Raw genomic sequence first — 26,827 nt, forward strand, 5'->3', positions numbered from 1 at the left:
ATCAAGTGACAGAGCTTTTGACCGATCAGCGAGATTTTTGACACCGATTTGTCCGGCGCGGTTGAGATAGGATTCCTTCCGATAGGTCGGTTGCGGGAAAGTCTGCATTATGCCGCCAACGTCAAAGCCGTCAGAGCTCGGCATGGTGGCCCTTGAACAGCTTGGCTAATTCGCGCACCGATTTGCCGTCGCTCACCAATCGCTCGCTTAACGCGATCTGATCAGATTTGAGCTTGCGCGGGTGTCCGAATCGGACTCGCCTCGCCTCAGCCGTCAAACACGCCGAATGACGGAAATTCCACAGTTGCTTTGGCCACCCGACTCGTCGCGCGGTTCGACGTCCGCCTTCGAGCGAGCGCCATCCACTATTTGCCGCCACCAATTTCCGCCCGACAGTCCCGGAATTGGGTCGATGCGATTGGCAACGACAGCGCGTCAATGCTCGTTGCGGGATCCGCGTCATTCCGGACCGAGATACTCCAGCAACATCGTGATCAGTGAACGCAGCTCCCCCCGGAGCTTCTCGCTCTTCGCTGCGTGTTGAATCTCATACCGATCCGCGAGTTCGAGAACGGCTTGCATGACCGCATCCGAATGGCGCATCAGCACCACCAGGCCCGCTCCGCTCGGACCGTTCCTCCCATAGAGCCAGTTTTGCACCGTCCGCGCGTTCGCTCCCGTTAGGCGGGCGATATGCTTCACCTTCGCTGGGGATGTGCCGAAATCCCGACGCAGCGCGTCGGCGATGACGCTGGCGAACGACGCCACCGTGTCTGCGGCCGGATCAATGGGAAACTTGTTTCCGCCTCCCGCGCGAAGTTTTCGGTCCTTATCCGACAACGACATTCCATCCTCCCGCGAATAGAAAGACGTCCGTCGGACACGGGAGCGACACGCCCGTGACAAGCGTCAGGAAAAGCGGTGCGGGAAGAACCTCCGGACATGAAGCTGGTGCGGGCCGCTCAGTACGTGCGCATGTCGACCGACCTTCAAAAGTACTCGACCGAGAACCAAGCTGAAGCGATTGCGGCATATGCCGCCAGGCGGGGCATCGAAATTGTTCGCACCTACGCCGACGAAGGTCGCAGCGGACTGAACATCGCCGGGCGCGATGCGCTCAGACGTCTGATCGACGACGTGCAGAGCGGCAAGGCCGACTACGACGCGATCCTCGTCTACGACATTAGTCGCTGGGGGCGCTTCCAGGACGCCGACGAGAGCGCCTACTACGAATTCATCTGCCGGGAACGCGGCATACACGTCCACTACTGCGCTGAGCAGTTCGACAACGACGGCAGCTTCCAGGCGAACGTGATCAAGACCGTCAAACGGATGATGGCCGGCGAATACAGCCGTGAGCTGTCCACGAAGGTCTTCGCGGGGCAGTGCCGCCTGATTACTATGGGCTATCGGCAGGGCGGCCCCGCAGGATACGGCCTGCGTCGACATCTTGTGAACGAGCGCAACGAACCCAAGACGCTCCTCGCGGCCGGCGAACAAAAGAGCCTCCAGACGGACCGCGTCATCCTTGTGCCGGGACCGGACGTCGAGATCGAAACGGTGCGCCGGATATACCGATGGTTCGTACTGGACCATAGGTCGGAGCGCGAGATTGCGACCGCCCTCAACGGCGAAGGCTTCGTCACCGATCTGGGCAAGTCATGGACCCGCTCAGTCGTCAGGCAGATTCTGAGCAACGAGAAGTACATTGGGAACAACGTCTACAACCGCGTCTCCTTTAAACTGAAGAAGCAGCGCGTGGTGAACCCACCGGACATGTGGATCCGGCGGACCGGTGCGTTCGAGGCGATCGTCGATCCGGGGCTGTTCGAAGCCGCGCAGACGATCCTCGCTGAGCGCGCCCGGCGCTTCTCCGATTCCGATCTCCTGACTATGCTGTCGGACCTGCTCTCCGCCAAAGGCGTCCTGTCGGGCATGATCATCGACGAGGTCGAGTCGATGCCATCAACGGCCGCCTATCGACATCGGTTCGGCAGCCTGCTGCGGGCATACCAGCTGATAGGCTACACCCCCGACCGCGACTTCCGCTACGTCGAGACCAATCGCCAGCTTCGCCTAATGCACCCCGAGGTGGTCGCCAGCACCGTCTTGGGCATCGAAGCGGTCGGCGGCCATGTCTCGGTCGACGGAACGACCGATCTGCTCGTCGTCAACCACGAGGTGACGATCGCGCTCGTTATCGCTCGATGCCGGACGACCGCCGCTGGATCGCTACGCTGGCGGGTCCGCCTCGACGCTGGTCTGCAGCCCGACATCACAGTCATCGTTCGCCTGGCGCCGGACAACAGGACGGTGCGGGACCACTATCTCCTTCCGTGGATTGATCTCGGTGCTGAGCCGCGTTTTGGCATGGGAGAGGACAACGGCATCATGCTCGATGCTTATCGCGCCGAAGACCTCTCGCCGCTGTACCACCTGCTGCGCCGTCACGCCGTGGAGTACGCGCTGTGACGCCCGACATCATCGACATCTCCATCGCCTCGATCGAAGTGCTGAATCCACGGGTACGCAACCGGAAGGTCTTCGAAGAGCTCGTCGAAAGCATACGCGCAGTCGGACTCAAGCGCCCCATCATGGTCAGGCGTTCACCAACCGGCCAAGGCTTCGAACTGATCTGCGGGCAAGGTCGCATGGAGGCATTCGTCAAATTGGGCGCGACCGCGATCCCAGCCATCGTCATCGAAGCCACGCGCGACGAATGCTACGTGATGAGTCTCGTCGAGAACATGGCGCGCCGCAACCTGTCCCCGCTCGAGCTGATCCGCGAAGTGGGCGTGCTACGGCAGCGCGGCTACAGCCATACGGAGATAGCGCGGAAGGTGGGCTTCAGCCCCGAGTACGTCTGGACGATCAACTTCCTGCTTGAGAAAGGCGAGGAACGGCTGCTGGACTCCGTTGAACGTGGTGTCATTCCACACACCATCGCCGCCGAGATCGCCCGTGCCGACGACGCGCAGGTGCAGCGGGCTCTTACGGAGGCGTACGAAGCGGGGTCGTTACCGGGCGCTCAGGTTCTCGCGATCCGGAGGATCGTCGATCAGCGGAACCTGATCGGCAAAGGCATCAAGTCCGTTCGAACCGGACCGAAACGCAGCCAGCCCACAACCGCCGCTGCGCTCGTCCGCGCCTACCAAAAAGAGGTCGAGCGCCAGCGACTTCTGGTGAAGAAGGCAACGCTGACGGAAGGACGCCTCACGTTCATCGTCGGCGCGATGGGCAAGCTGCTGGCGGACGAACATTTTGTCACGCTTCTTCGAGCCGAAGGCCTGGCCAGCCTCCCTCATCCTGTCGCTCAGCGCTTGGGCATCGCCGGGGACCCGACGTGACAGATCCGATCCGGATATCGTTCGCTCGCGAGGTGTTGGACCTTCGTCTCGACGCGATCCTGCCGGTCCGCCCAATGACGGTCCGGATAATCGAATCGAAGCGCTATGTCCGCATCGCGACATCGGTGCGTGAGATCGGCATCGTCGAACCACTAGCCGTGACGGTCGCCGATAGGAACGGACGGCACATGCTGCTCGATGGCCATCTTCGTCTGCATGCGCTGCGCGAGGCGTCGGTGGAGTCGGCTTCTTGCATCGTGGCTGACGACGACGAAGCCTTCACCTACAACAAGCGGGTGAACCGTCTGGCTACGGTGCAGGAGCACTACATGATCACGCGTGCCCTCGATCGCGGAGTACCGGCCGCCATGATCGCAGCGGCGTTGGGCATGGACGAAACGCTGGTCGCCCGCCGACGGACCATGCTCGACAGAATATCCTCCGATACGGTCGAGATACTCAAGGACAAGCACGTTAACGCGGTCGTCTTCGACATCCTTCGTAAGCTGAAGCCGGAGAAGCAGTTTGCTGCAGCCGAGATGATGGCGGCGATGAACAACTTCACCGCCAGTTACGCTCGAGCGATCCTGGCCGCGACCCGTCAGTGCGATCTCGCCAAACCCGATCAGCCGAAGAAGATACTCGGCGTCACGCCGGAACAGATGGCGCGGATGGAACGTGAACTCGAAACGCTCAATGCCGATTTCCGCGCCCGGGACTCCAATTTCGGCGACGACGTCCTCGAACTCGTCCTGTCGTCGCGCTACCTGAAGCGGTTGATCGGCAACGACAAAGTCGCGAGCTACATCACGTCAAGGCATCCTGAAATTATGAGTCAGTTCCAAGCCATAGTTGACGCGACTTCGCTGGATGCCAGCTGAGGCATTGCTCAGACGTCGCCTGAGCCGCTTCTTACATTTGTACTGATAAACGGTCCCCATTGGGCCGGAGCATCAAGATGTAAGACTAAGTTGCCGCGGTTCTGGGAACGGTAGAGGTCTGGTCGCTCCCTACGTTCGGTTAAATCTTGGCCGGCGCGGTCCAGCCGATTCGCGCAAGCGTGCCGAGCAAGGTCGAGCGTGGCACCTTGAAGGTTCGGCAGACAGACGCCTTGCTGGCCCCTCCCTCCAGCGCGGCAGTAATCCGTTCGAGCGTTTCAGCCTCGATCATCGGCGGTCGGCCACCCTGGCGTCCTCGGCGTTTGGCCGCAGCCAGCCCTGCCATTACCCGCTCGCGTGTCAACGCACGCTCATATTGCGCCAATGCGCCAAACAGCGAGAACAGCAATTCGCCGTGCGGCGTGGTCGTATCCATCTGCTCTGTCAGCGAGCGGAACGCGATGCCCCGCGCTTTCAGGTCTGTGACGATCGTACGCAGATGCGGCAGCGAGCGCCCGAGGCGGTCGAGCTTCCACACGATCAGCGTGTCACCCGCGTTCAAATAAGTGAGGCACGTCTTAAGCCCCGGCCGATCGTCTCGCGCGCCTGATGCATTGTCGGTATGGAGATGACGATGATCGATGCCAGCTGCGACTAGCGCATCGCGCTGGAGATCGACCGTTTGGCGATCGTCGGCCGACGACACCCGCATGTATCCGACCAGCATGTACGACAAACCCTCAAAAGCATGTTTCCACACAGCCTATCAAAGCGACAGGGTTTGTCGACTGTTATGAACGAAAAGGCGCTAGGGTTCAGAAAAAGCGGATGCCGGGGTGTCGCCTATCATGTGGTTTCGGACAGGCCCGTGCGTGATCGACTGGTTCGATCATAAGGCAGAGGGCATGGACTTTCCGGGCAAAGGTTCCGTTGTGGGAAACCTGGTAGCAGCGAGGCGCTATGCCGAAGGAGCAAGTGCTTCGATGATCCGACAGTCGGCGACGGTGTTGCGGCTACAGGAATCTATCAGCGCGTCGAGTTCACCAGCGAGCGCGGTGAGGTCTGCGATTTTGCGCCTGATCGCGTCGCGGTGTTGGTTGGCAACGACATCGACAGCGATGCACGACTGATCGCGGTGATCGGCAAGCCCCATCAACTCGCGCACCTGGTCGATTGAAAAGCCAAGATCCCGCGCACGCCGAATGAACGACAGGCGGCGCAGATGCACGCCCTCATAGGTCCGATAGTTACTCGCCGATCGCGCAGGTGCCGGCAGCAAGCCAATCTGCTCATAGTAGCGGATCGTTTCGACCTTCGTACCGGTCGCACCGGCCAGTTTTCCGATCGTCAGTTTCTCAGACACGACACTTGACCCTCTAGCGACTAGAGGGTGCATATAGGCTGTCAGATCGATTCTTCGAGGTGGCGAACATGGCCTGCACAAGCTGCACGTCCGACAAGTCGGGTACTCTCAACCACCCCAAGTGGCGGCGCGCCCTATGGATCGCGCTCGCCATCAATGGCGGCATGTTCGTTATCGAAATTGCGGCCGGCATCACGGGTGGATCGAAGGCGCTGCAAGCCGACGCGCTCGACTTTTTCGGGGATACTGCGAACTACGCAATCAGCCTTGGCGTTGCCGGGATGGCGATAGCCTGGCGCGCACGCGCTGCGATATTGAAGGGGGCGACGCTTGCTTTGCTAGGCGTCTATGTCCTGTTCGCAGCGGGATGGGGTGCGCTCCACGACGCAACGCCCCATGCCGAAATTATGGGCGTAGTCGGCATCGCGGCGCTGATCGCGAACCTTGTGGTCGCGGTCATGCTGTACCGCTTCCGAAGCGGTGATGCGAACATGAGGTCGGTATGGATTTGCTCGCGCAATGACGCGATCGGCAACATCGCCGTCGTACTGGCCGCAGGCGGCGTGTTCGGCCTCAACAGTGCGTGGCCTGATCTTGCCGTCGCCGCCTTGATGGCGGTGTTGGGAATATCGGGCGGTTTTCAGATCATGCGGCAGGCGCGCGCCGAAATGCTTAGCGAGCCCTCACCCGCCCCCGCTACTTACCAGCAGTCGTTACATGGCAGTCGGTAAGCTGCTAAGGCGCGGGCCGATGCACCGCCTTTCCGCCATGTTCCTCAGTTTCATGCTCGTGCTTATGCTCGGGCTTGGATCAGTCGCGCATGCGACCGAAGGCGTGACGTGCGTTGATACCACAGCGGTCAGCTCCCTTGATCATTGCGACGGCGATGCCGACCAAGTGCCGGCAGACGCCGACAAGGCGTATCCTCACCATCATGGCGGTTGCCACGGCCATCATGTCGGCGTGCCGATCGCGTCCGATTCAACCGGACCAGCCAGCAGCGTTCGTTTGACTGCATCGGTGTGGCGCAATGCGCCAAAGGCCCCGGTAGCGTCGGACCCAGCCCTACGTCCTCCCCAAGCCTGACCAACGCCTAATTCCGCCGGGAAAGCCCGTGCGGACGCCCAAGGTTCGTCAGGAGTCCATTACCCATGCACCGTTTTATTGCGGCCTTATTGGCCGTGGCGTCGTGCGCGTCGATCGCACAGGCGCAGTCAGCCGATCCCACATCGACCAGTCCCCCGCTCACCCTTGATCAGGCGCTTTCACTTGCCGGAGCGACCGCCCCCAGCCTTGAGGCTGCTACAGCAGGCGTCCGGGCAGCAGAGGCAGGCCGCACGGTTGCCGGCTACCGCCCTAACCCGTCGATCGTCGCCGAGACCGAGAACATTGCCGGTAGCGGTCAATATCGCGGCCTTCGCAGCGCCGAGACAACGGCAGGATTGGCACTACCGATCGAGTTGGGTGGCAAACGATCGGCACGGATCGCTGTCGCAGATGCGATTGGTAATCGAGCGAGGATAGGCACGGCGTTGGCCGCGGCCGATCTACGGCTTGCCATCACGCAGATCTACATCGAGGCGACCGCAGCGGAACGCCGACTGGTGACCGCGCGCGAGCAGGCCGGTATCGCCCGCGAAGCATCGCGCGCTGCCGGCGTCCGCGTTCAAGCAGGGCGAGCATCACCGCTCGAACAGCAGCGCGCCGATGTATTGCGGATCAACGCGGACACGGCTTTGGAGCGCGCAGAGCGGCTTGCCGAGGTCGCGCGAAGTAATCTTGCCCGACGGATCAGCCAACCCCTCACGGGACCGTTGGACTTGGCGTGGTTCAATCGCGTCGAGGGCTTTGGTCCGGCACGGCCGATCGAGACCGCAGGGACGTTGGCATTGGCAGCGACCCGCGCAGACGTGACAACGGCAGAGGCACAGGTGCGGCTTGCCAGGTCGCAACGCATTCCCGACGTGACACTCAGCGCCAGCGCACGCCGGCTTGAGGCTACGAACGACGTGGCAGCGGTGTTCGGGGTGTCGATCCCGTTTCCGCTGTTCAACAACGGCAAGGCGGCAGTGGCGCAGGCGCGGGCGCGGAGCGATCAGGCGCAGGCGCTACGTCGCGTCGCCGAGCTGGATACCGCGCAGGATATCGCAAGCGCACAGGCAAACGTCGCGAATGCCGCGACGACCGCTCGTAACGCCAGCGGGCCGGCATTGGCATCGGCAAGCGAAGCCGCTCGTATTGCCCGGATAGGCTACCGGGAGGGCAAGTTCGGGCAGCTCGATTTGCTCGATGCCGAACGTACCCTGTCCGAAACACGAACCGCCGCGATCGATGCGCTCGCCACCTATCACGACGCCAAGGCACGCCTCGAACGGCTCGTCGCTGCAGCGCCCTCGCCCGAGGAAACCAATCAATGACGAAGATCATCATACGGGCGCTCGCGCCTGTGACCCTGGCTATCCTCCTTGCCGGGTGCGGCGGGGGTGGCAACAGCGAGGCCGGTGAGAAGGCCGGAGCCGAGAAGATCGAAGGTGCCGAGGCCGGCGAAGCCAAGGAGGGTCCAAAGGATATCGTCACCCTGTCCGCGCAGCAGATCGCGGATGCCGGGATAGAAGTTACGCGTCCTACAGTAGGCGGTGTGGCCGGAGCGATCGAGCTATCAGCAACGATCGAGGGCGATCCTCAGGGTGTGCAGGTTGTGTCCACCTCCGTAGGCGGTCGGCTCGTTTCCCTCACCCGCAATCTCGGGCAGTCAGTCAGCCGGGGAGACCCGCTGGCTATCATCGAAAGCCGGGAAGCGGCATCATTGAAAGCGGAGGTAGAAGCCGCGCGCGCGCGTTCCGCACTCGCCCAATCGAACCTTCGCCGCGAACAGCGTTTGTTCGCTGAACGGGTTTCGCCAGAGCAGGATCTGGTCGCAGCGCGAACGGCCGCAACGGAGGCCAGCATTGCCCTTCGCCTGGCACAGCAGCAGTTGTCAGCGACGGGCAGCGGAGGCGGCGCGCTCAACCGCATCGCGGTTCGCTCGCCGATCGCCGGCCAGGTCATCGCGCGATCGGCCACCCTCGGGCAAGCCGTCGCGGCCGATGCAGAGCTGTTCCGCGTCGCCAATCTGTCGAAGGTCACTGTCACCACATCACTCGTCCCCACCGATGCCGGTCGGGTGAAACCCGGCGTGCGTGTCGAAGTAACGGCACCGGGGCGGCGTCAGGAGGGGCGTGTTACGTTCGTGTCCCCCATTCTGGACGAGACGACCCGATTGGTGCCCGTGATTGCCACTCTCGACAACGCCGGCAGCACATGGCGCGTTGGTGAGACGGTCAACGTATCGATCCTCGTTCCTTCGACCGGGGACCGTACCGTTGCTGTACCATCGGCCGCAGTGCAGATGATCGAGGACAAGTCGTTTGTGTTCGTCCGCACCGCGACAGGTTTCCGGGCAATTCCGGTGACGCTTGGCCGCACCAATGGCGGGCAAGTCACCGTAACGGCAGGCCTTACCGGCTCGGAGCGCATCGCTTCCACCAACAGCTTCACGCTCAAAGCCGAACTCGGCAAGGGTGCGGGCGGGGATGAGGACTGAGCCATGATCGGTCGCATCGTCACCCTCTCCGTCGAGAAGCGCTGGCTCGTCCTGCTTCTCACTATCGCGGCTGCATTGCTCGGGATTGGCGCGCTGCGTCAGCTTCCGATCGACGCCGTACCCGACATCACCAACAACCAGGTGCAGATCAACGTCGTTGCTCCCGCCCTGTCCCCCGATCAGATCGAGAAGCAGGTTGCGTTCACGATCGAAACCGCGCTCGCGGGCATTCCCGGTCTTGAATATACCCGCTCGCTAAGCCGCAATGGCTTTGCCCAGATCACAGCGGTTTTCGGTGAAAAGACCGATATCTACTTCGCACGGGCGCAGGTCGCGGAACGCCTGCGAACCGCAGAGGAAGACCTTCCCGAAGGTGTGAACCCCGAGATGGGGCCGATCGCCACGGGCCTTGGCGATATCTTCATGTGGACCGTCGAATACCGCGAGCTGGATCAGGTCCATCATCGCAACGGGGAACCTGGCCTGCAACGCGATGCCAGCTATATCACCCCCGAGGGGGATCACCTCGTCAGCGACGCCGACAAGGCGACATATCTGCGCACTGTGCAGGATTGGATCGTCACGCCGCAGCTCAAAAGCACGGCTGGGCTTGCGGGCGTCGACTCCCTTGGTGGCTACACCAAGGAATATCTCGTTATTCCTGACATACAGCGCATGGCGGCAATGCGGCTAACGCTGCAGGATCTCACCACCGCCCTACAGCGCAGCAATACCAGCGCGGGCGCTGGCGTGGTCAACCGCAACGGCGAAGGGTTGGCGGTTCGATCGGATGGGCGTGTCCGCAACGCCGACGAGCTGGCCCGTACCGTCGTTGCCACCCGCGAGAGCGTTCCAATACTGCTCAACCAGATCGCGACCGTTCGCACCGGGCAGGCGCTACGCATGGGATCGGCATCGGAAAACGGTCATGAGGTTGTCGTCGGGACCGCAGTCATGCGGATCGGGGAGAATAGCCGCACTGTGTCGACGGGCGTTGCCGAACGGCTGACGCAGATCGGCCGCTCGTTACCGGTCGATGTTGTCGTGAAGCCGGTTATGAACCGGACCGAGCTGGTGAACTCCACGATCGCCACGGTTGCCCGCAACCTTGCCGAGGGTGCGGTGCTGGTGATCGTCGTTCTGTTTGCGCTGCTTGGCAATTTCCGTGCGGCGTTGATCGCGGCCTGCGTCATTCCGATCACGATGCTGTTGACCAGCATCGGCATGTTGAAGGCGGGTGTTTCGGCCAATCTGATGAGCCTTGGCGCGCTCGACTTTGGTCTGATCGTGGATGGCGCGGTCATCATCGTGGAGAACGCATTACGGCGTTTGGGCGAGGCGCAGCATGGTCGCGATGACGTGCTGACGATCGAGCAACGTCTCGGGATTGTCGCGGCATCGGCGCGCGAGATGATCCGGCCATCGGTGTACGGGCAGGCTATCATCATCCTTGTCTATGCGCCGTTGCTGACCTTTACGGGCGTCGAAGGCAAGATGTTCGAGCCGATGGCGCTGACGGTCATCATCGCGCTGGTGTTCGCCTTCATCCTGTCACTGACCTTCATACCGGCAGCGATTGCGATCTGGCTCAGCAAGCGGGTCGAAGAGAAGGAAAGCCGCGTCGTCACATTCCTCCGGCAGCGCTACGAGCCGGGACTCGATGCGGCAATGCGCCGGCCCACCCTCACCATCGGCGTCGCGATCGGCGCGCTGGCGCTTGCCGGGGCCGCTTTCACGACATTGGGGCAGGAGTTCTTGCCGCAGCTCGATGAGGGCAACATCCTCGTGCAGGCAGTCCGCATCCCCGGCACGTCGGTCGATCAGAGCCAGGCGATGCAGTTTCAGGTGGAAAAGGCGCTCGCCAAGGCACCGGAGGTACGGTTTGCCTTCTCCCGCACTGGCACGTCTGAAATTGCATCGGACCCAATGCCGCCTAACGCGACCGACACCTTCGTCATCCTGAAGCCGAAGAAGGGGTGGCCCGACCCCGGCCTGTCCAAGGAAGAGCTGGTGGAGCGGCTTGAAAAGCGTCTCTCTACCCTGCCGGGCAACGCCTATGAGATCACCCAGCCGATCCAGATGCGGTTCAACGAGCTGATTGCAGGCGTACGCGGCGATATCGCGATCAAGGTCTTTGGCGATGACTTTGGCGAGATGAACGCGACCGCAGATCGGATCGCCGGCATCCTTCGAAGGACGCGGGGTGCAGCAGACGTGCGGGTTGAACAAACCGAAGGTTTGCCGATGCTCGATATTCGGCCGAACCGCACCGCCATGTCCCGTGTCGGGGTAACGGCGGGTGACGTGCAGGACACGGTTGCCGCAGCCATTGGCGGCCGACAGGCTGGCGTGATCTTTGAAGGCGATCGTCGCTTCCCGGTCGTGATCCGGATGGCGGAAAGCTCGCGCTCCGATCTGACGGCGGTTGCTCAGGTGCCGGTGCCGACCGGCAGTGGCGGCTTCGTACCGCTATCGACTGTGGCGGATATCGCCGTGGTCGATGGTCCTAACCAGATCAGCCGCGAGAACGGCAAGCGGCGCGTCGTGGTGCAGGCCAACGTGCGCGATCGGGATGTGGCCGGCGTTGTGGCTGATGCCCGGTCAGCCATCGACGCGCAGGTGAAATTGCCAGCTGGCACGTACCTCGAATGGGGCGGTCAGTTCGAGAACCTGGCATCTGCCCGCGATCGGCTCAGCGTTGTGGTGCCGATCTGCTTCGTGGTCATCATGTTCCTGCTCTACGGCGCGCTTGGCTCCGTCAGGGATGCGCTAATCGTGTTTACCGGCGTTCCGCTGGCTCTGGTCGGGGGCATTCTTGCGCTGGTGCTAAGAGGCATGCCGTTCTCCATTTCAGCGGCAGTTGGCTTCATCGCGCTATCGGGCGTCGCAGTCCTCAACGGGCTGGTTATGGTGTCGTCCATCCATGATCTGATGCGGCAAGGCATGGATCGTGCGGTAGCGGCGCATCAAGGCGCTCTGGCGCGGCTCCGGCCGGTAGCAATGACGGCGCTCGTTGCGTCGCTTGGCTTCGTGCCGATGGCGCTGGGGCATGGGGCTGGAGCCGAGGTGCAAAAGCCGCTGGCGACCGTCGTCATTGGTGGCCTGATATCCGCAACCCTGCTCACCTTGTTCGTTCTGCCGACCCTTTATGCTCGTTTCGGACGGCGCGAGCTGCCAGCCCCATCAGGGGGACACATCGAACTGCCGCCTTTGGCTCATGACAGCGTGAAGGCCTAAGCTATGCAGGCCGTTGCCTTCACTCTCATTCCCGTCGTTGCCGTACTCATCGGCTCGCTATTCGCGGTATCGAGACGGCCAAGCGATGCCTTCGTAAGCGCCATGCAGCACTTGGCGGCAGGCGTCGTGTTCGCCGCAGCGGCAGCCGAGATCCTGCCCCAGGTGATGCACGAAGGTTCACCGATCGCGACATTCACAGGCGGCGCGCTAGGCATCCTCGTGATGCTGTCGCTCAAAGCCCTTGAGGGTCGCGCCAGTGGACCGATCGCCATGCTGGGTGCGGTTGCGGTCGATATCCTGATCGACGGGCTTGTTCTCGGATTGGCGTTCGTCGCTGGCGAAGGCCGGCGTGTTGCTGACGATCGCGTTGACGTTGGAGGTGCTGTTTCTCGGACTGACCGTGACGACCGAGTTGGGCGAGACGATCAAGTCCAAGGCACGGATCATCGCGATTACGATGGGGATCGCCTTGTTGCTGCCGATCGGTGCGGCGATAGCGACTCCCGTTGCGACGTTTCCACCCGTTGTCATCGCCGGGTTTCTCAGTTTCGGCTTGATGGCGCTGCTCTACCTCGTGACGGAAGAGCTGTTGGTCGAAGCGCACGAGAAGCCAGACACCCCGCTTATCAGCGCGATGTTTTTCATCGGGTTTCTGGGATTGCTCCTGATCGAGGAGTTTTTGGGCTGACCGCTCGACGTGGAACGGCGTGGACCGATGATGATGACGCCGAGCTTCGTCGGCGTGTCGAGGCCAAGCATACTCTGGCGGTGATCGCACGCGAGATGGGGCGAACGATGGATGCGGTTCGGGGAAGAGCCTCAACGCTGAGGGTAACTCTCCGCTCGTCACAGCGACCGTGGCGGGACGGCGTGACACGGCGGGTAACGTAGCCTTGCAAATAGGGGCGGTTGCCCGCCCCTATCCAGCTTTTAGCCGTGCTTCATGTCGCCGTTGGCATGATCGCAGCAGTCAGCAGCCTTGGCTTTTGCGCCATCCTTGCAGCAGTCCGCACCGTCCTTGCAGCACGCCATGTCGGCGCAGCAATTGGCGACAGCGGCGAATGCGCCAGTCGACAGGGTGAGGGCGAAGGCAGCGCTGATAAGCTTGAACTTGGTCATGATATTCTCCGAAATTTACGTGTGATGGTGTTCGACGTCACACGGTTTGCGGAGGGGGTGTGGCCGGAGCGTATGCCATGCCTAAAAGGCCCGTCTGTGGAGCCGGCCAAGGCGATAGACGGGATGACGGAACCAGCTCGATATGCTCGACGGTTTCGCCGGCAACCGCAACGCACGGTATGGCGCAGGCCGACGCAGGCGCCTTTTTGATGGGAGCGCCTGCTGATTTGCTGGCGCAGTCCATCATCGCAGACGCAGCCGGAGGCGCGGCCATCGCCATCGTCTCGCAGAGCGGGCCAAGCCGGACCAGCAACATCACCGCCAGGACGAAAAACGCCATGGAATGCAATATCTTGGAGAGTGGGCGAGCCCGGCGTTTCATTGGATGCATCTAGAAGCACACTCAGTGATGCACAATGTCGTAGGTGGCAGCGGATGGCGCTAAGCCGGTTTTCCCTTTTATCTCAGATTCGCAATTCATCATCCTTTTTGAAAAGGTCGCAGCGTCAGGCGACCTCCGCTAACGCCATCTGCCTTCCCAAAAGCAGCCGGGCCACTTTCCTCCCACAACTGACGACGGGTGTGAACGACGGCCCCGAATCGAACGAAGGACCTTCGGACTGAACCGACGCTCTACCCCTGCTGAGCTACGCGCCATCCACGTATCGTCGCCTACCCGATCGAACGGGAGCTATCCAGCACCGGTCACTCAAAAGTAGCTCGTCCGCTTTCCTTCCCAAAGCGGTCGTCAGGTAACGATAACGATGGCCACGCCTGCGATCGACAGAATGACGCTCAGCGTTGTGAGCCATCGAACTTTTCGCTTGTCCACGGCGGTGCTGGCGAAGTGCACGGCGCCGAGCAGCAGGGCCGTGCTGAGAAGCACTATAACGCTGCCTAGAAGATCGCCTTGGCCTTCGGTCATCTGGTCATCCACGACGCTGCCCTGATGATCGGCCAGCAGCGCGAACGGCTAGCAGCGCTGCCCTATCATAGGCGTGACGGGCGGGTGAAAAACGCCCAAAGCCGGTCATAGCAAGAAAATTGGCCGCTTTCGAAAGCGGACATTTCGAACCGGGGTTCTGACACTTCTCGCCGTGCAAAATGCGTGAGTCTGCGGCAGCTTCACAACCGCCCCGTTGTAACACCGCGACCCAACGAACAACGCACCCGTTGCCCCGGCTCTATTATCCCCATCGTTCGTTACTTCCCCCTGGAGGAGTAACGCGTTGAATCACGTATTAATTATTGAAGACGAGCCAATGATCGCGCTCGCTATTCAAATGGCATTGGAAGATGAGGGCGTCACAAGCTTCGACGTTGCGGCAACCGAGCAGGATGCCGTTGCGCTGGCAGACGAGCATCTGCCCACCTTTATCACTTCGGACGTTGCTCTCTTGGAAGGCACTGGCCCGAAGGCGGTCGCCACCATTCTCGGTAGGCACGGCAGCATTCCCGTACTGTTTCTGACAGGCCACCCGGAGGATTGCGTACCGGTCATCGCACCGGCTGTCGTGCTGACCAAGCCGTTTAATTCTCGCCAAGTGGCAATGACCTACCGTGCGTTAACGAACGATAAGCCGGCCTAGCCACGCCGTTCTGTTGGGAACGAACAGCGTGGGACTTGAGTGTTCACGACGTACGTTCCGATTATGCCAGTAGATTGACGGGCAGATCGAGGGTCGCGACGTGCCGCTGCGTTATTCAAGGCCACCTTGGCCTAATTTGTGATCCGTTTGCGTTCCAATGCTTGGTTTAGGGTCTGTGCCAGCTCCGCGATCGAATATGGCTTACGAAGCAGTTCGTATCCCTTGGTACCCTCCTGTGCGAGAACGTGGCTGTACCCACTGGTCAGGACGACAGGTAGCTTGGGGTATAGCCGCCCGATCTCAGCTGCCAGTTCGATACCTGAGCGGCCCGGCATGACGACATCGGTGAAGACGATGTCGAACCGGTCGGCGCCACGCTCCAGCTCGGCGAGAGCCGCATCGGCATTGATCGCCAGACGCGAGTCATGGCCGAGTTCAGCCAACGCCTGGGTGGCAAACTCGCCTACCTCGCTGTTGTCCTCGACAACGAGAATGCAGCCAGCGGTCATCTCCGAGATTTCACCGCTCTGACCAACGACCTGAGACTCCTGCTCCGTCGTTAGGGGCAGGTAGAGAGTGAACGTAGTGCCCTTTCCGGGTTCACTGTCGACGGTGATCTCACCGGATGACTGCTTGGCGAACCCGAACACCTGACTGAGCCCCAAGCCGGTGCCGTGGCCAACGCCCTTGGTGGTGAAGAACGGCTCGAAAATATGCTCGATGTCGGCTGCCGAGATGCCTGCGCCGGTGTCGTTAATCGAGATCGCGACATAATCACCGAGGACTTGCGGGTGGTTTCGCACGGACGGAAGTTTATCGATGGTACGAACAGCAATGGTGAGGCTTCCCTCACCGTCCATCGCATCGCGGGCGTTAACCGCCATGTTGACGATGGCGGTGTCGAATTGGCTGGGATCGGCCAGAACCATCGCTCGATCTTCGGGAAGGTCGTAAGCTATCGCAATCCGCGATCCGACGAGCGTTCGCAGCATGTCGCGGAGCGAAGCGACGTTGGCAGCCGCGTCGAACACCTGTGGCTTCAATGTCTGACGACGCGCGAACATCAAAAGCTGGCTCGTAAGCTTGGTCGCGCGCTCGGCCGTGTCGGCGATCGCATCGACGTAGCGCACCCGGCGTTCTTCGCTGACGCTCGGACGCCGTAGGAGGTCCACCGAGCCGCGGATGACAGTCAGCAGGTTATTGAAGTCGTGCGCGACGCTGCCGGTGAGCTGCCCAACTGCCTCGACCTTCTGCGCCTGCCGCAAGGCATCTTCGGTCTGTCGAAGGGTTGTCTCCGCCTCCACTGCCGCGGTCACATCGCGGCCAATACAGAAGACCTCGTGCTCGCTCGGCGCCGCTACCCAGGATATCGAGCGGTAACTGCCATCCTTGTGACGGACGCGAACGATAACGCCGGGCAGGCTGTTAGTTTGCGCCATCTCAAGCGCCTCCTGAGAGGCGGGGACCTCTTCAGGATGGGCCAGCTCAATGGCGGACATGCCGATCAGCTCACGCTGCTGATAGCCGAGCACCGTCGTCCACGCTGGATTAACGCGGCGATATCGCCCATCGGCGTCGATGAGCACCAGCAGGTCGGGCGAGGCATTCCAAAGGCGTTCGACCTCTGCCTCGCTCGCCTCCACCTGTCCGGCGAGATCGGTGGCATGATGCCGCAGTTCTCGCTCCACCCCCATTCGCTCGCTCTGATCGAGCATGGCCCCGATCATTCGGATCGGGCGACCGGTCTCGTCCCGAATGACGAAGCCTCGATCGCGGATGTCCGCATAGCTGCCGTCGCCACGCCGAAAACGATAGTCGTCGGTCCAATCCGTTCCGTCATGATCGATCACGGCGTGGATGCTGGCGTCGATGCGAGCGCGGTCGTCCGGGTGGATATGGTCGATCCACCAGGCTCCCGTCGGATCGACTGCTGCAAGCTGATGGCCATGGGCACGCTCGATCGCCTCGTTCCAGGTGACGTGGTCGCGGACTAGGTCCCAGTCCCAGATCGCATCGTTCGTAGCGCGGTTCGCGAAGCGCAGCCGTTGTTCGGTCTCACGCAGCTTTGCCTCAGCCGATCGTGCTGCGGTAACATCCTGAACGGTGCCGAGAAGGCGGACAGCCTTGCCGTCCTCAAAAAACGCCTGACCGCGCGCGGCGACGTAGCGCAGCTTGTCGTCCTCGATCCCGATGGTTCGATAGTCGATCTCGAAGACGCCGTTGCCGCTCGGGTCTAACGAGCGCGCCACGGCCGCATCGGCAGACGCGCGATCATCAGGATGTACCCCACGTATGAATGCCTCCGCATAGGTAATAGGCGTTCCTGGTGACAAGCCGAACAGGGCTCGGCATCTGTCGTCCCAGCTCAGTTCGTCAGTCGTCAAATCATAGTCGAACGTACCTAATCGGGCGGCAGCGGTGATGCGTTCGGCCGTAGCACGCGCCGCTTCCAGCGCAGTACGTGTCGCATGTTCCGCAGTCACGTCGCGGACGGCCTTGACGAAGCCTGGCTGTTGAGTGCCCTTTAATGGCGTCATCGCGCCATGACCAAAGAAGCGGCTACCATCCTTACGCAGGTGCCACCGTTCGTCTGATGCTCGGCCTTTGGCCCGAGCCGTAGAAAACTCCCTTTTAGGAAAACCAGCCTCACGATCTTCCGGTGTGAAGAAACGTTCGGCACTATGCCCGAGCATTTCTACCTCGGTCCATCCAAACACGCTTTCGGCGCCCTTGCTCCAGCTCGTGACGATGCCGTTAGCATCCATAGCGATGATGGCGTTGTCGATCGCGGAGTCGACGATCGCATGGTAGCGATCCTCGACATCACGGAAACGCGAGTGCGCTTCACCAAGTGCCAGCGCGTGGTCGCGCTCCTTGATAGCGTCACTGGTCTCGATCAGGTCGACCACCTGCTCGGCTAGAAGCGATAAGGCTTCTGTCTGCATGGGGTCGAGGCCGTCCGGGCGAGCGATAGTATCGATGGCGCACAGACTGCCAAGGGCATACCCCGCACGCGTGACCAGCGGCGCTCCGGCATAGAAGCGAATGCCCGGTTCATCCGTGACCAGTGACATGCCCGCGGTACGGGAGTCCTTGGACAAGTCCTCGATTTGGAAGACGTCGCGCTGTTGGATGGCGAGGGCGCAGACGGAAGTATCCAGCGACGTCTGATCGACCTCAACGCCAGCCTTGGCCTTAAACCACTGCCGGTCAGCGTCGATCAGGCTCACCAGCGCGATCGGGACCCGGCAAATGCTTTGCACCAGTGCAACGATCCGATCGAAGCGCGGATCCGCAGACGTATCGAGAATATCGTAACGCTTGAGAGCGGCCAGTCGGTCTCTATCTTCGGCTCGCTCGTGGCTTTGATCGTCGTTCGACATGGTGTCTTCAGGCTAAACGGAGGGTGTAGCCACGACGGTGGCGTCCCCCCTGATCGCCCTCCTATGGCCCATATAGCATCGTCGCTGAGGCTACGTCATCTTCAACCGCAGTATCGTGCGACACGTTGTTTCGCGTGTCGTGTGTGCACTTTCTGGGCGGATGGAAGCCAAGGTAACGATGGACCGACTGTCCAGCGTCGCCACAGCCACACCATGTGTCAAACCCCTCCATGGCGCGTAGAATCCGATGGTTGACCCTTACACCGATCAGGCCTTGACCCTGACATGATGTCAGACCCTACATGCTTTCGGGTCGAAGGAGTCTTACGCCATGACCGACCCTCATTCTCATGATCCTCAAGCCAAGCGCTGCGGCTGCTTGGAAAAGCGCGAAGCCGAGCCTGCGTCGGTAGTGCCGGCCGTCGCGCTTGCGTCCTGCTGCTCGGGTGAACCGGCGAGCGGGGCTCCCGCGACAGTCGATCAAGCTCATAGCAAAGCCAAGCCTGGTGGCTGCTGCTCTGGCGACCAAGCCGCCAAGGGCACGACGATGGTCACGGACCCGGAGTGCGGGATGACCGTCGATCCGGCGAAAACGGCGCATCATGCCGAGCACGCCGGCCAAACCTATCATTTTTGCAGCGCCGGTTGCCGGACCAAGTTCGTTGCCAACCCTGACGTCTATCTCGGCGACAAGCCGAAGCCTGAGCCTAAGGCAACGCCAGGGGCGATCTGGACGTGCCCGATGCACCCGCAAATTCGTCAGGAGGGACCAGGGACGTGCCCAATATGCGGCATGGCGCTCGAACCGGAAGAGCCGTCGCTCGACGATGGGCCTAACCCTGAACTGGTGGATTTCACGCGCCGGCTATGGGTGGCGGGCGTACTCGCCGTGCCGCTGTTGGCGATCTCGATGGTCGCCGAAATGCTCGGCGTCCATGTTGTGAGCTCTACCGCTTCGCCTTGGATACAGCTCGCACTCACCGCACCGATCGTGTTGTGGGCGGGCTTGCCCTTTTTTCAGCGGGGGTGGATCTCGCTTCGCACTCGCCATCTCAATATGTTCACGCTGATCTCGATCGGGGTCGGTGCTGCCTTCCTTTACAGCTTAGTCGCGACGGTTGCGCCGGGCATTTTTCCCCCGACGTTCCGAATGCACGGGGGCGTAGTCCCGGTTTACTACGAGGCCGCTGGCGTCGTGGTGGCGCTGGTGCTGCTCGGACAGGTTCTGGAACTGCGCGCGAGGGCGGCAACGGGACGCGCGATACGTGCCCTCATGGATCTTGCCCCCAAGACTGCGCGTCGGGTGCGATCGGACGGCTCAGAGGAGGAAGTCAGCCTTGCTGATGTGGCAACCGGTGATCGGCTGCGGGTTCGCCCCGGGGATGCGATCCCCGTTGACGGCGTGGTGATCGAGGGTCGCTCCTCGGTAGATGAATCCATGCTCACCGGCGAACCCGCACCAGTCCTCAAGGAAGTCGAGGCGGCCGTCTCCGGGGGCACGGTCAACGGCACAGGAAGCCTGGTCGTGGAAGCCCGCGCGGTCGGCTGTGATACGATGCTCGCCCGCATCGTCCGCATGGTCGCCGATGCGCAGCGTAGCCGTGCTCCAATCCAGGCAGTCGCCGATCGGGTATCGAGTTGGTTCGTGCCCCTGGTCGTTCTCGTTTCTATCGCGACCTTCGTGGTGTGGTCGTTGGTCGGGCCGGAGCCGCGGATGGGTCATGCGTTGCTCAACGCCATTGCGGTGCTGGTCATCGCCTGTCCCTGCGCGCTCGGTCTCGCTACTCCCATGTCGATCATGGTCGGGACGGGCCGCGGGGCTCAGGCTGGCGTTCTGGTCAAGAATGCCGAAGTGCTACAGGGCCTCGAAAAGGTCGATACGCTCGTTATCGATAAGACGGGCACGCTTACAGAAGGCAAACCGTCGCTGATCGCGGTCGAGACGGTCGGTGCCGTCAAGGAAGACGACCTGCTTGCCCTCGCTGCTGCGGTTGAAGGGCAATCCGAGCACCCTCTCGCCCACGCGATCGTCGTCGCCGCTAAAGAACGTGAATTGCAGCTCGGGACGGTCGCCGATTTCGTCTCGCAAACTGGTCTGGGTGTCAGCGCCACGGTAGACGGTCGGTCGGTCGTGATCGGGAACGCCGCGCAAATGAACCGGGTCGGCGCTGATCCTAAGCCGCTCGATGAAGCCGCCAATCGTCATCGCGGCGACGGTGCAGGCGTCATTCTAGTGGCGATCGATGGCGCTCTTGCCGGCCTGCTCGCGGTCGCCGATCCGGTTCGCGCCAATGCCAATGAGGCAATCGCCGCGCTTCGCCAACAAGGGCTCCGCGTCATCATGCTGACTGGTGACAACCAAACGACCGCCGATGCGGTCGCGCGCGCGGTTGGCGGGCTCGACGACGTGCGCGCCGGTCTGCTCCCTGAAGATAAGGCGCGTATCATCGGCGAGTTGAAAGCGTCCGGTGCCAAGGTCGCGATGGCCGGTGATGGCATCAACGACGCTCCAGCGCTGGCAGCTGCGGACGTAGGCCTGGCGATGGGCACGGGAACGGACGTGGCGATCGAAAGCGCCGGGATGACGCTCACGCGCGGCGATCTTTCGGCGATCGTGCGAGCGCGCAAGCTCGCGCAGGCGACGATGCGGAATATCCGGCAGAATCTGTTCTTCTCCTTCCTGTTCAACGGTATCGGCGTGCCGGTCGCGGCCGGAGTGCTCTACCCCGTGGCGGGCATTCTGCTCTCGCCAATGCTGGCCGGCGCAGCGATGGCGCTCTCGTCCTTTACCGTGGTCCTCAACGCGCTGCGGCTGAACACGGTGAAGTTATGAATATCGGAACGGCATCGGGTGCCAGCGGCATCTCGCAGCGGATGATCCGCCATTATGAGAAGATTGGCCTCGTGCCCGCGCCAGTTCGACGCGGCACCTACCGGGACTATACCGATAGCGACGTTCATCGCCTTCGCTTCATCGCCAATGCACGCGACTTGGGCTTTCCGATCGAGGAAATCCGCACGCTGCTCGGGCTGTGGTCCGATCGGGGGCGATCGAGCGCAGAAGTGAAGGAGCTGGCTGAATCCCGCGCTGCCGAGCTGGGCCGTAAAGCCCGCGCCCTGGAAATTATGCAACGATCGCTGATTCATCTTGCCCAAGCGTGCCACGGTGATGATCGGCCGGATTGTCCGATTATCGATCGCTTGGCAGAATAGGTGGCGGAAAACGCTGTCGCTTTCTCGGATGCTCGACAAACAGGTGTTTCGCGTCACCCGAGGCGGTCTGCCGATGCTATGCGTATATCTAGGTCCGTTCTATATACCGACCCCAATCTGACGCGAGCGCAAAGGTACGTTGCGTATGTGGTCGGGAGCTGAGCCTACTCCGCTGCACATGCTGACGATTGCCAGTCTAGGGTATCTCAGATCTCATGGCTCTACTCGGCGGGGGTTCTCAGCATTTGAGCGACTTTGGTCGAGAGTGCTTCGAGAGTGAACGGCTTGGTGAGCAACTCCATGCCCGGCTCCATGTGGCCATTACCTACTGCAGCGTTTTCAACGAAGCCTGTGATGAACAGCACCTTCAGTCCGGGCCGCAAGGCACGCGCGGCGTCCGCAACTTGGCGCCCGTTCATGCCATTGGGCAAGCCAACATCCGTTATGAGGAGTTCAATCCTAGCACCGGACTGAAGTACTTTGATCCCCGCCGCACCGTCAGCGGCGCCAATGACAGTGTAGCCCAGATCATCAAGCACCTCGTCGATGAGGTGGCGGATGGTCGCCTCGTCATCCACAACGAGTATCGTCTGGGCATTGCCGTTCGCTGGAAGACCCGTTGCGCTCTCCTCGGGGCTGTCGACCGCCTCGCCATGATGACGCGGAAGATAGATACAAACGGTCGTGCCCCGCCCAACTTCAGAGTAGATCCGAACCTGCCCGCCCGACTGCCGGGCAAATCCGTAGATCATCGATAGCCCCAGGCCCGTACCCTGCCCGATCGGCTTGGTCGTGTAGAACGGTTCGAAGGCCCGCTCGATCGCCGCAGGCGTCATGCCGGTTCCTGTGTCTGTGACACAGATCGAGATATACTGCCCTGGCGGCAGATCGCGCTCCCGTCCTATGCGATCGTCGACCCACTTGTTCGCGGTCTCGATCGTAAGCTTCCCTCCTTCAGGCATCGCATCACGGCCGTTGATGCACAGGTTGAGCACGGCATTCTCGAGCTGCGGGGCGTCGATGTCCGCGGTCCACAAGCCGGCAGCGCCGACAATTTCGATACCGACGGTCGCGCCAACTGTCCGGTGCAACATCTCCTCCAAACCGATTATGAGCCGGTTGACGTCGGTTGGTTTGGGATCAAGCGTCTGGCGTCGCGAAAACGCCAACAGCCGCTGCGTCAACGACGCAGCGCGTCGACCAGCGCCCTGCGCAGCGTTAATGAAACGATCGAGATCGTCCAGCCGCCCGCGCGCGACACGAAGCTGGAGCAGTTCCAGATTGCCCATCATGCCGGTGAGGAGATTGTTGAAGTCATGCGCCAGCCCGCCGGTCAGCTGACCGACCGCTTCCATCTTCTGCGCCTGACGTAGCTGCTCCTCAGTCTTGCGCAGCGCGTCCGCCTGATCTTTCTCAGCCGTGATATCGCGACCAGTCGCATAGGTCATGTCGACAGCCGGAACGGCAACCCAGGAGATCCACCGGGTCGAGCCATCTTTGTGGCGGTAGCGGTTGACGATGATCGGACGCCCCCCGTCTGCGGCGAGCTCGTAGGCGTCTGTCGTGGCGTCATGATCTTCGGGCACGACGAACTCGTTGACGTGATGCCCGACGAGTTCGCTCTGAGAATAACCCAGCATGGCCGTCCAGGCAGGGTTGAGGCGCCTGAATGTCCCGCCGAAATCAAGCACAACCATAAGATCTGGCGAAGTTTCCCAAATCCGGTCACGCTCGGCGGTTCGTTCAGCGACTTCGTCCTCGAGCGTCTCGTTGAGCCGCTGAAGTTCGAGTTCCGCGCGCTTGCGTTCAGTGATGTCGATTGACGATCCGATCAGGCCGTTCACGACGCCGTTCGCGTCTCGGAACGGGGACTTGGTCGAAAGCCATGTCGCACAGGCGCCGCCCGGAAGGCTGACCTCCTCTTCCACAACCTCCGTTGTCTGCTCGGTCATGACACGCTCGTCATTCGCCATGACGATATCGGCTTGGGCGGAATCATCGAGAAACTCCCGATCGGTTCGCCCGATGATCTCCCCAAGAGGCTTACCGACCAGGTCGGCGGTGCCGCGGTTGGCGGCCAACATCCGCCCCGCACGGTCCTTGGCATAAACCACACCCGGTACCGCTTCCATCACGGCTGACAGGAGAGCATTCGCTTCACGCAGCGCATCTTCCGCTTCGCGGCGATCGCCGATGTCGATAACGGAACCGATGTAACCCAGGAACTCACCCCAGGGCCCGAACCGCGGAGACGCGGCATCGATTGCCCAACGATACATGCCATCCGCACGACGCAGCCGATACTCGAGACGGAACGGCTCCTGCCGGGCGTTCGCGTCGAGGAAGATATTGCCAGCTGGAGCCTTGTCGTCTGGATGGGTGACATCGAGCCAGCCGAGACCCGCCGCCTCTTCAGGCGTTTGCCCGGTGAAGTCGTACCATTGGCGGTTGAGGTACGTGCAATTTCCGTCCGGGTCCGTGACCCACATCATCACCGGGGCATGGTCGGCCATGTTTCGAAACCGCACTTCACTGTCGACGAGCTCGACGCGCGTGAGAGCGAGCGCCTCTTCGTTGACGCGAAAGGTCTGAACGCGTTGATCGCGTTCCCGCACCGTGCGGCGCAGGTCGAGTTGCGACATGACCTGCCGCGCCAACACGCGCAGCGTATCCTGCTGGAGCGCCGTGAATGGCCGCGGGCGGTAGTCCAGCACGCAGAGCGTACCGATTGGCAATCCGTCCTCGGTCTTTAACAGTGCGCCGGCGTAGGCGCGGATATGCGGATCACATGTCACCAGCGGATTGCATTCGAACCGGGTATCCAGCGTCAGGTTCGGTACGACTAGAAACTCTTCCTCAAGCAGCGCCTTGACGCAGAATGAACTTTCCAGTGGCGTCTCGCGTACGCCAAGACCAACCTCAGCCTTGAAGAATTGTCGGCCATCGCCGATCAGATTGACCACCGCGATGGGCGCGTCGCAGAGCCGCGCAGTCAGCGCCGCCAGTTCATCAAAGGATTGCTCCCGCGGTGTGTCCATCACCTCGTAGCGCGCCAATGCCGCAAGCCGCTCTTGTTCGCGCGTAGCGACTGCCTCAACCATTACGCTGCTGCCCGTGCAGCCGAGCTTCGTCACGGGCGATCATCAGACGGAGGGCAGAGCGCACGACTTCGCTGGAACTGCTGTACCGTCCCGTCGCAACCTGCGCCTGGATGTACGATTCGAGTTCCGTCGTAAGTGCGACGTTGCGGGTTGGGGTAGAGGACATGCCGTTCTCTTCGTGACCAGAAGATAGCTGTCAACTTTTGACAGCTCTTCAGATTGAACCACTTCCTACGGCTCTATCGATCATAGGCCATCGCTCCTAAGGGCATAACTGCCGAGATCAGCCCTATCGCCCGATCTTTGTTGTGTGTGCCGAACCGACACGGGCATCAGACTACCCTGGAAAATGAGCATCGTTCGGCTTCGAAATGGCCACCGGCTCGTTCTGCAACGATGCGTCGAATAATCTATACCAGCCGATCACTCATTGGGGGCGACCAAACCGCACTCGATGCCATCCTGGCGGAGTCGAGTACCTGGAATACAGAAGCCGGCGTCACGGGGATGCTGTGGTCGAACGACGCCCATTTTGCGCAGGTTATCGAGGGCGAACATGACAAGGTGGGTGTCACGATGGACCGCATACGAGCGGATCCGAGGCACACCGATATACAGATGGTCCTCGATCGCGATGTTATGTCTCGCCAGTTCGGGGACTGGGCGATGCGCCGTGCCGACGGCGGAGAAGTAAGCACGCCCGGCACCACGTTTTTGTTAGGGTTCGCGCTGGGCGAGAGTAGCGTTTCGGCAAAGCGGCTGTACGAAATAATCATCGCGACTGAGATATAGAGCCTCGGCGCGGGCCTCCCCGTTTTGCCATTAAGACGATAGTCGCTCCCGACTAATTCTGAGGGTAACGATCAGCCCACCTTCGGACCAATCGTACGCGATCGACCCGCCCAGTTGGCCAGCCACGGTCCGCCTAACAAGCTTGCTGCCGAAGCCCTCGGAACCGCTTTCAGGCGGCGAAACCCGCGGTCCGCCCCGTTCAAGCCACGTGATAATGAGTTCGGCGCCATCAGGCGGGCTGGAAAGGTCCAACGTGCCCGTCGGCACCGACAGGGCGCCGTACTTCATCGAGTTCGTAGCCAGCTCGTGTATGACCAAGGCAAGACCCGTCGCTGCGGACTCCCCCACTCCCATGCGCTCGACCGCGACGCGAATTCGTCCCCTGAAGGCGCCCATATCGTCATACGGCGCGAGCAGTACCGTCAGCAGATCGCCCAACAGGGCGGCGTTGCCTTGCCCGCTAGGAAGCGGCCGCACGAGATCATGCGCGCGGCCTAGTGCTGACAGGCGCTCGGTCAGCTCGCTTGCCATTTCTTCCTTGTTGGCGGTTCCTCGGGACGTGATCGCGGTCAGGCCGGTAGCAATCGTGAGAAGGTTCTTCACGCGGTGGCTCATCTCACCTGCCAGAAGCTCGTTGCCTTCTTCAGCGTGCTTTCGCCCGGTCACATCGAGAAAGATGCCGAACATGGTGCGGCCAACGATGCCGGCATCATCCCCTTGGCCGCGAGCAGAAATCCATCGGACGTCGTCACCAGCCAGGATACGGAAGTCTGTCTCGTAAGGCCCGAGAACAGCGCGCGTCGCCGCGAAGGCCGACCGTACGCGGTCGCGATCGGAGGGGTGGATATGCGCAGACAGCTCTTCGAACGTTACCGTGTCACGCCACGGCATGCCCCAAAGCTCAAAGCCTCGCTCATCCATCGTAAAAAGATCGCTATCGACATTCCAGGCCCACAGCGCGACGCCGGCTGCGGTCATCGCTAACTGGAGGTGTTCGGGTTGCCAGGCATGGGCAATCGGCATTTCAGGAAGCAAGCCGTATGTCCTCTCGATAGCGCTGTCCGTCCGCCATAGTCTATCTAACACCCGGATCCTAATTTAGTTTACTAACATAAATAGCCGCTAGTAGATCGCAAGGCGTGCACTCGATGCTGAATTTCTCGAAAAATCAGGGTGTTAATTCGCTCGGCCGCTCTCGAACGCTTCTGACTTCTCCTGCGAG

At 61.5% G+C, this 26,827-nt stretch carries 21 protein-coding genes, 1 tRNA gene and 1 pseudogene; 12 read left to right on the forward strand and 11 right to left on the reverse strand.

The features are described 5' to 3' along the window. Nucleotides 1-459 precede the first annotated feature (459 nt). Nucleotides 460-846 (reverse strand): hypothetical protein, encoded by a 387-nt coding sequence (locus E5673_RS01925; protein ID WP_136188731.1) that lies wholly within the window; start codon nucleotides 844-846, stop codon nucleotides 460-462. 96 nt (nucleotides 847-942) lie between these two features. Here E5673_RS01925 and E5673_RS01930 point away from each other — a divergent pair, with 96 nt between their 5' ends. The 3 genes from E5673_RS01930 to E5673_RS01940 are packed head-to-tail and all read left to right on the forward strand — an operon-like array spanning nucleotide 943 to nucleotide 4,228. After that, a complete protein-coding gene (locus E5673_RS01930) occupies nucleotides 943-2,472 on the forward strand; it encodes a recombinase family protein (protein WP_247599522.1) in 1,530 nt (509 codons plus the stop codon). Then, the gene (locus E5673_RS01935; protein ID WP_136188732.1) at nucleotides 2,469-3,347 is read left to right on the forward strand and encodes a plasmid partitioning protein RepB C-terminal domain-containing protein; all 879 of its coding nucleotides are present in this window, start codon (nucleotides 2,469-2,471) and stop codon (nucleotides 3,345-3,347) included. Before E5673_RS01930 ends, E5673_RS01935 begins: the two co-directional genes overlap by 4 nt. A 35-nt stretch (nucleotides 3,348-3,382) precedes the next feature. After that, complete coding sequence (locus tag E5673_RS01940; RefSeq protein WP_210731791.1) at nucleotides 3,383-4,228, forward strand: plasmid partitioning protein RepB C-terminal domain-containing protein; 846 nt, start codon at nucleotides 3,383-3,385, stop codon at nucleotides 4,226-4,228. Between the two features lie 139 nt (nucleotides 4,229-4,367). On the opposite strand, the gene E5673_RS01945 is transcribed toward E5673_RS01940, so the two are convergent. Together E5673_RS01945 and E5673_RS01950 are read right to left on the reverse strand one after the other, a co-directional pair. Continuing rightward, nucleotides 4,368-4,952: a recombinase family protein gene (locus E5673_RS01945; protein ID WP_136188733.1), complete on the reverse strand. Its 585-nt coding sequence runs from the start codon at nucleotides 4,950-4,952 to the stop codon at nucleotides 4,368-4,370. Nucleotides 4,953-5,183: 231 nt separating this feature from the next. Beyond that, nucleotides 5,184-5,621 (reverse strand): helix-turn-helix domain-containing protein, encoded by a 438-nt coding sequence (locus E5673_RS01950; protein WP_136188734.1) that lies wholly within the window; start codon nucleotides 5,619-5,621, stop codon nucleotides 5,184-5,186. A gap of 35 nt (nucleotides 5,622-5,656) precedes the next feature. On the opposite strand from E5673_RS01950, the gene E5673_RS01955 reads away from it, so the two are divergent. Then, nucleotides 5,657-6,319 (forward strand): cation transporter, encoded by a 663-nt coding sequence (locus E5673_RS01955; protein ID WP_136188735.1) that lies wholly within the window; start codon nucleotides 5,657-5,659, stop codon nucleotides 6,317-6,319. Between the two features lie 79 nt (nucleotides 6,320-6,398). Here the strand turns inward: E5673_RS01955 and E5673_RS19540 are convergent, their stop codons facing one another. After that, nucleotides 6,399-6,545: a hypothetical protein gene (locus E5673_RS19540; RefSeq protein ID WP_168711546.1), complete on the reverse strand. Its 147-nt coding sequence runs from the start codon at nucleotides 6,543-6,545 to the stop codon at nucleotides 6,399-6,401. A 194-nt stretch (nucleotides 6,546-6,739) separates the two neighbouring features. On the opposite strand from E5673_RS19540, the gene E5673_RS01960 reads away from it, so the two are divergent. The 4 genes and pseudogenes from E5673_RS01960 to E5673_RS01975 all read left to right on the forward strand — a co-directional run bounded on the left by E5673_RS01960 (nucleotide 6,740) and on the right by E5673_RS01975 (nucleotide 13,096). Next, nucleotides 6,740-8,005 carry a TolC family protein gene (locus E5673_RS01960; protein WP_136188736.1) on the forward strand — a complete coding sequence of 422 codons (1,266 nt, stop codon included), beginning with the start codon at nucleotides 6,740-6,742 and terminating at the stop codon, nucleotides 8,003-8,005. Next, entirely contained in the window at nucleotides 8,002-9,171 is a 1,170-nt protein-coding gene (locus tag E5673_RS01965) for an efflux RND transporter periplasmic adaptor subunit (RefSeq protein WP_136188737.1), read from the forward strand. The genes E5673_RS01960 and E5673_RS01965 overlap by 4 nt, the downstream gene beginning before the upstream one ends. Before the next feature lie 3 nt (nucleotides 9,172-9,174). Beyond that, complete coding sequence (locus E5673_RS01970) at nucleotides 9,175-12,408, forward strand: CusA/CzcA family heavy metal efflux RND transporter (protein WP_136188738.1); 3,234 nt, start codon at nucleotides 9,175-9,177, stop codon at nucleotides 12,406-12,408. A gap of 3 nt (nucleotides 12,409-12,411) precedes the next feature. After that, nucleotides 12,412-13,096: pseudogene (locus tag E5673_RS01975) on the forward strand (transporter). A 242-nt stretch (nucleotides 13,097-13,338) separates the two neighbouring features. Here the strand turns inward: E5673_RS01975 and E5673_RS01980 are convergent. From E5673_RS01980 to E5673_RS19550, 3 genes are all read right to left on the reverse strand, one after another. Further along, nucleotides 13,339-13,527: a hypothetical protein gene (locus E5673_RS01980; RefSeq protein ID WP_136188739.1), complete on the reverse strand. Its 189-nt coding sequence runs from the start codon at nucleotides 13,525-13,527 to the stop codon at nucleotides 13,339-13,341. 585 nt (nucleotides 13,528-14,112) lie between these two features. Beyond that, nucleotides 14,113-14,185 (reverse strand) — tRNA-OTHER (locus tag E5673_RS19545). 90 nt (nucleotides 14,186-14,275) lie between these two features. Next, nucleotides 14,276-14,464, reverse strand: coding sequence for a hypothetical protein (locus tag E5673_RS19550; protein WP_168711547.1), 189 nt, complete (start codon nucleotides 14,462-14,464; stop codon nucleotides 14,276-14,278). A gap of 292 nt (nucleotides 14,465-14,756) precedes the next feature. On the opposite strand from E5673_RS19550, the gene E5673_RS01985 reads away from it, so the two are divergent. Beyond that, nucleotides 14,757-15,116 (forward strand): response regulator, encoded by a 360-nt coding sequence (locus E5673_RS01985; protein WP_136188740.1) that lies wholly within the window; start codon nucleotides 14,757-14,759, stop codon nucleotides 15,114-15,116. Between the two features lie 131 nt (nucleotides 15,117-15,247). On the opposite strand, the gene E5673_RS01990 is transcribed toward E5673_RS01985, so the two are convergent. Next, nucleotides 15,248-18,499 (reverse strand): PAS domain-containing protein, encoded by a 3,252-nt coding sequence (locus tag E5673_RS01990; protein WP_136188741.1) that lies wholly within the window; start codon nucleotides 18,497-18,499, stop codon nucleotides 15,248-15,250. 547 nt (nucleotides 18,500-19,046) lie between these two features. Between E5673_RS01990 and E5673_RS01995 the strand changes: the two genes are divergently transcribed. Together E5673_RS01995 and cueR are read left to right on the forward strand one after the other, a co-directional pair. Beyond that, nucleotides 19,047-21,332, forward strand: a complete 2,286-nt coding sequence (locus E5673_RS01995) for a heavy metal translocating P-type ATPase (protein ID WP_136191296.1) — start codon at nucleotides 19,047-19,049, stop codon at nucleotides 21,330-21,332. Beyond that, on the forward strand, nucleotides 21,329-21,712 hold the full coding sequence (cueR, locus tag E5673_RS02000) for a Cu(I)-responsive transcriptional regulator (RefSeq protein ID WP_136188742.1): 384 nt from the start codon (nucleotides 21,329-21,331) through the stop codon (nucleotides 21,710-21,712). Before E5673_RS01995 ends, cueR begins: the two co-directional genes overlap by 4 nt. 221 nt (nucleotides 21,713-21,933) lie before the next feature. On the opposite strand, the gene E5673_RS19825 is transcribed toward cueR, so the two are convergent. Together E5673_RS19825 and E5673_RS02010 are read right to left on the reverse strand one after the other, a co-directional pair. After that, nucleotides 21,934-24,846, reverse strand: coding sequence for a PAS domain S-box protein (locus E5673_RS19825; RefSeq protein ID WP_348769881.1), 2,913 nt, complete (start codon nucleotides 24,844-24,846; stop codon nucleotides 21,934-21,936). Further along, nucleotides 24,806-24,979, reverse strand: coding sequence for a type II toxin-antitoxin system ParD family antitoxin (locus E5673_RS02010; RefSeq protein WP_136188744.1), 174 nt, complete (start codon nucleotides 24,977-24,979; stop codon nucleotides 24,806-24,808). Before E5673_RS02010 ends, E5673_RS19825 begins: the two co-directional genes overlap by 41 nt. 230 nt (nucleotides 24,980-25,209) lie before the next feature. Between E5673_RS02010 and E5673_RS02015 the strand changes: the two genes are divergently transcribed. Continuing rightward, complete coding sequence (locus E5673_RS02015) at nucleotides 25,210-25,605, forward strand: BLUF domain-containing protein (protein ID WP_168711548.1); 396 nt, start codon at nucleotides 25,210-25,212, stop codon at nucleotides 25,603-25,605. A 30-nt stretch (nucleotides 25,606-25,635) separates the two neighbouring features. Here E5673_RS02015 and E5673_RS02020 read toward each other — a convergent pair whose 3' ends face one another. Continuing rightward, nucleotides 25,636-26,640, reverse strand: a complete 1,005-nt coding sequence (locus E5673_RS02020; protein WP_247599523.1) for a sensor histidine kinase — start codon at nucleotides 26,638-26,640, stop codon at nucleotides 25,636-25,638. Nucleotides 26,641-26,827 lie beyond the last annotated feature (187 nt).

This window comes from Sphingomonas sp. PAMC26645, assembly GCF_004795835.1.
GTDB lineage: Bacteria > Pseudomonadota > Alphaproteobacteria > Sphingomonadales > Sphingomonadaceae > Sphingomonas.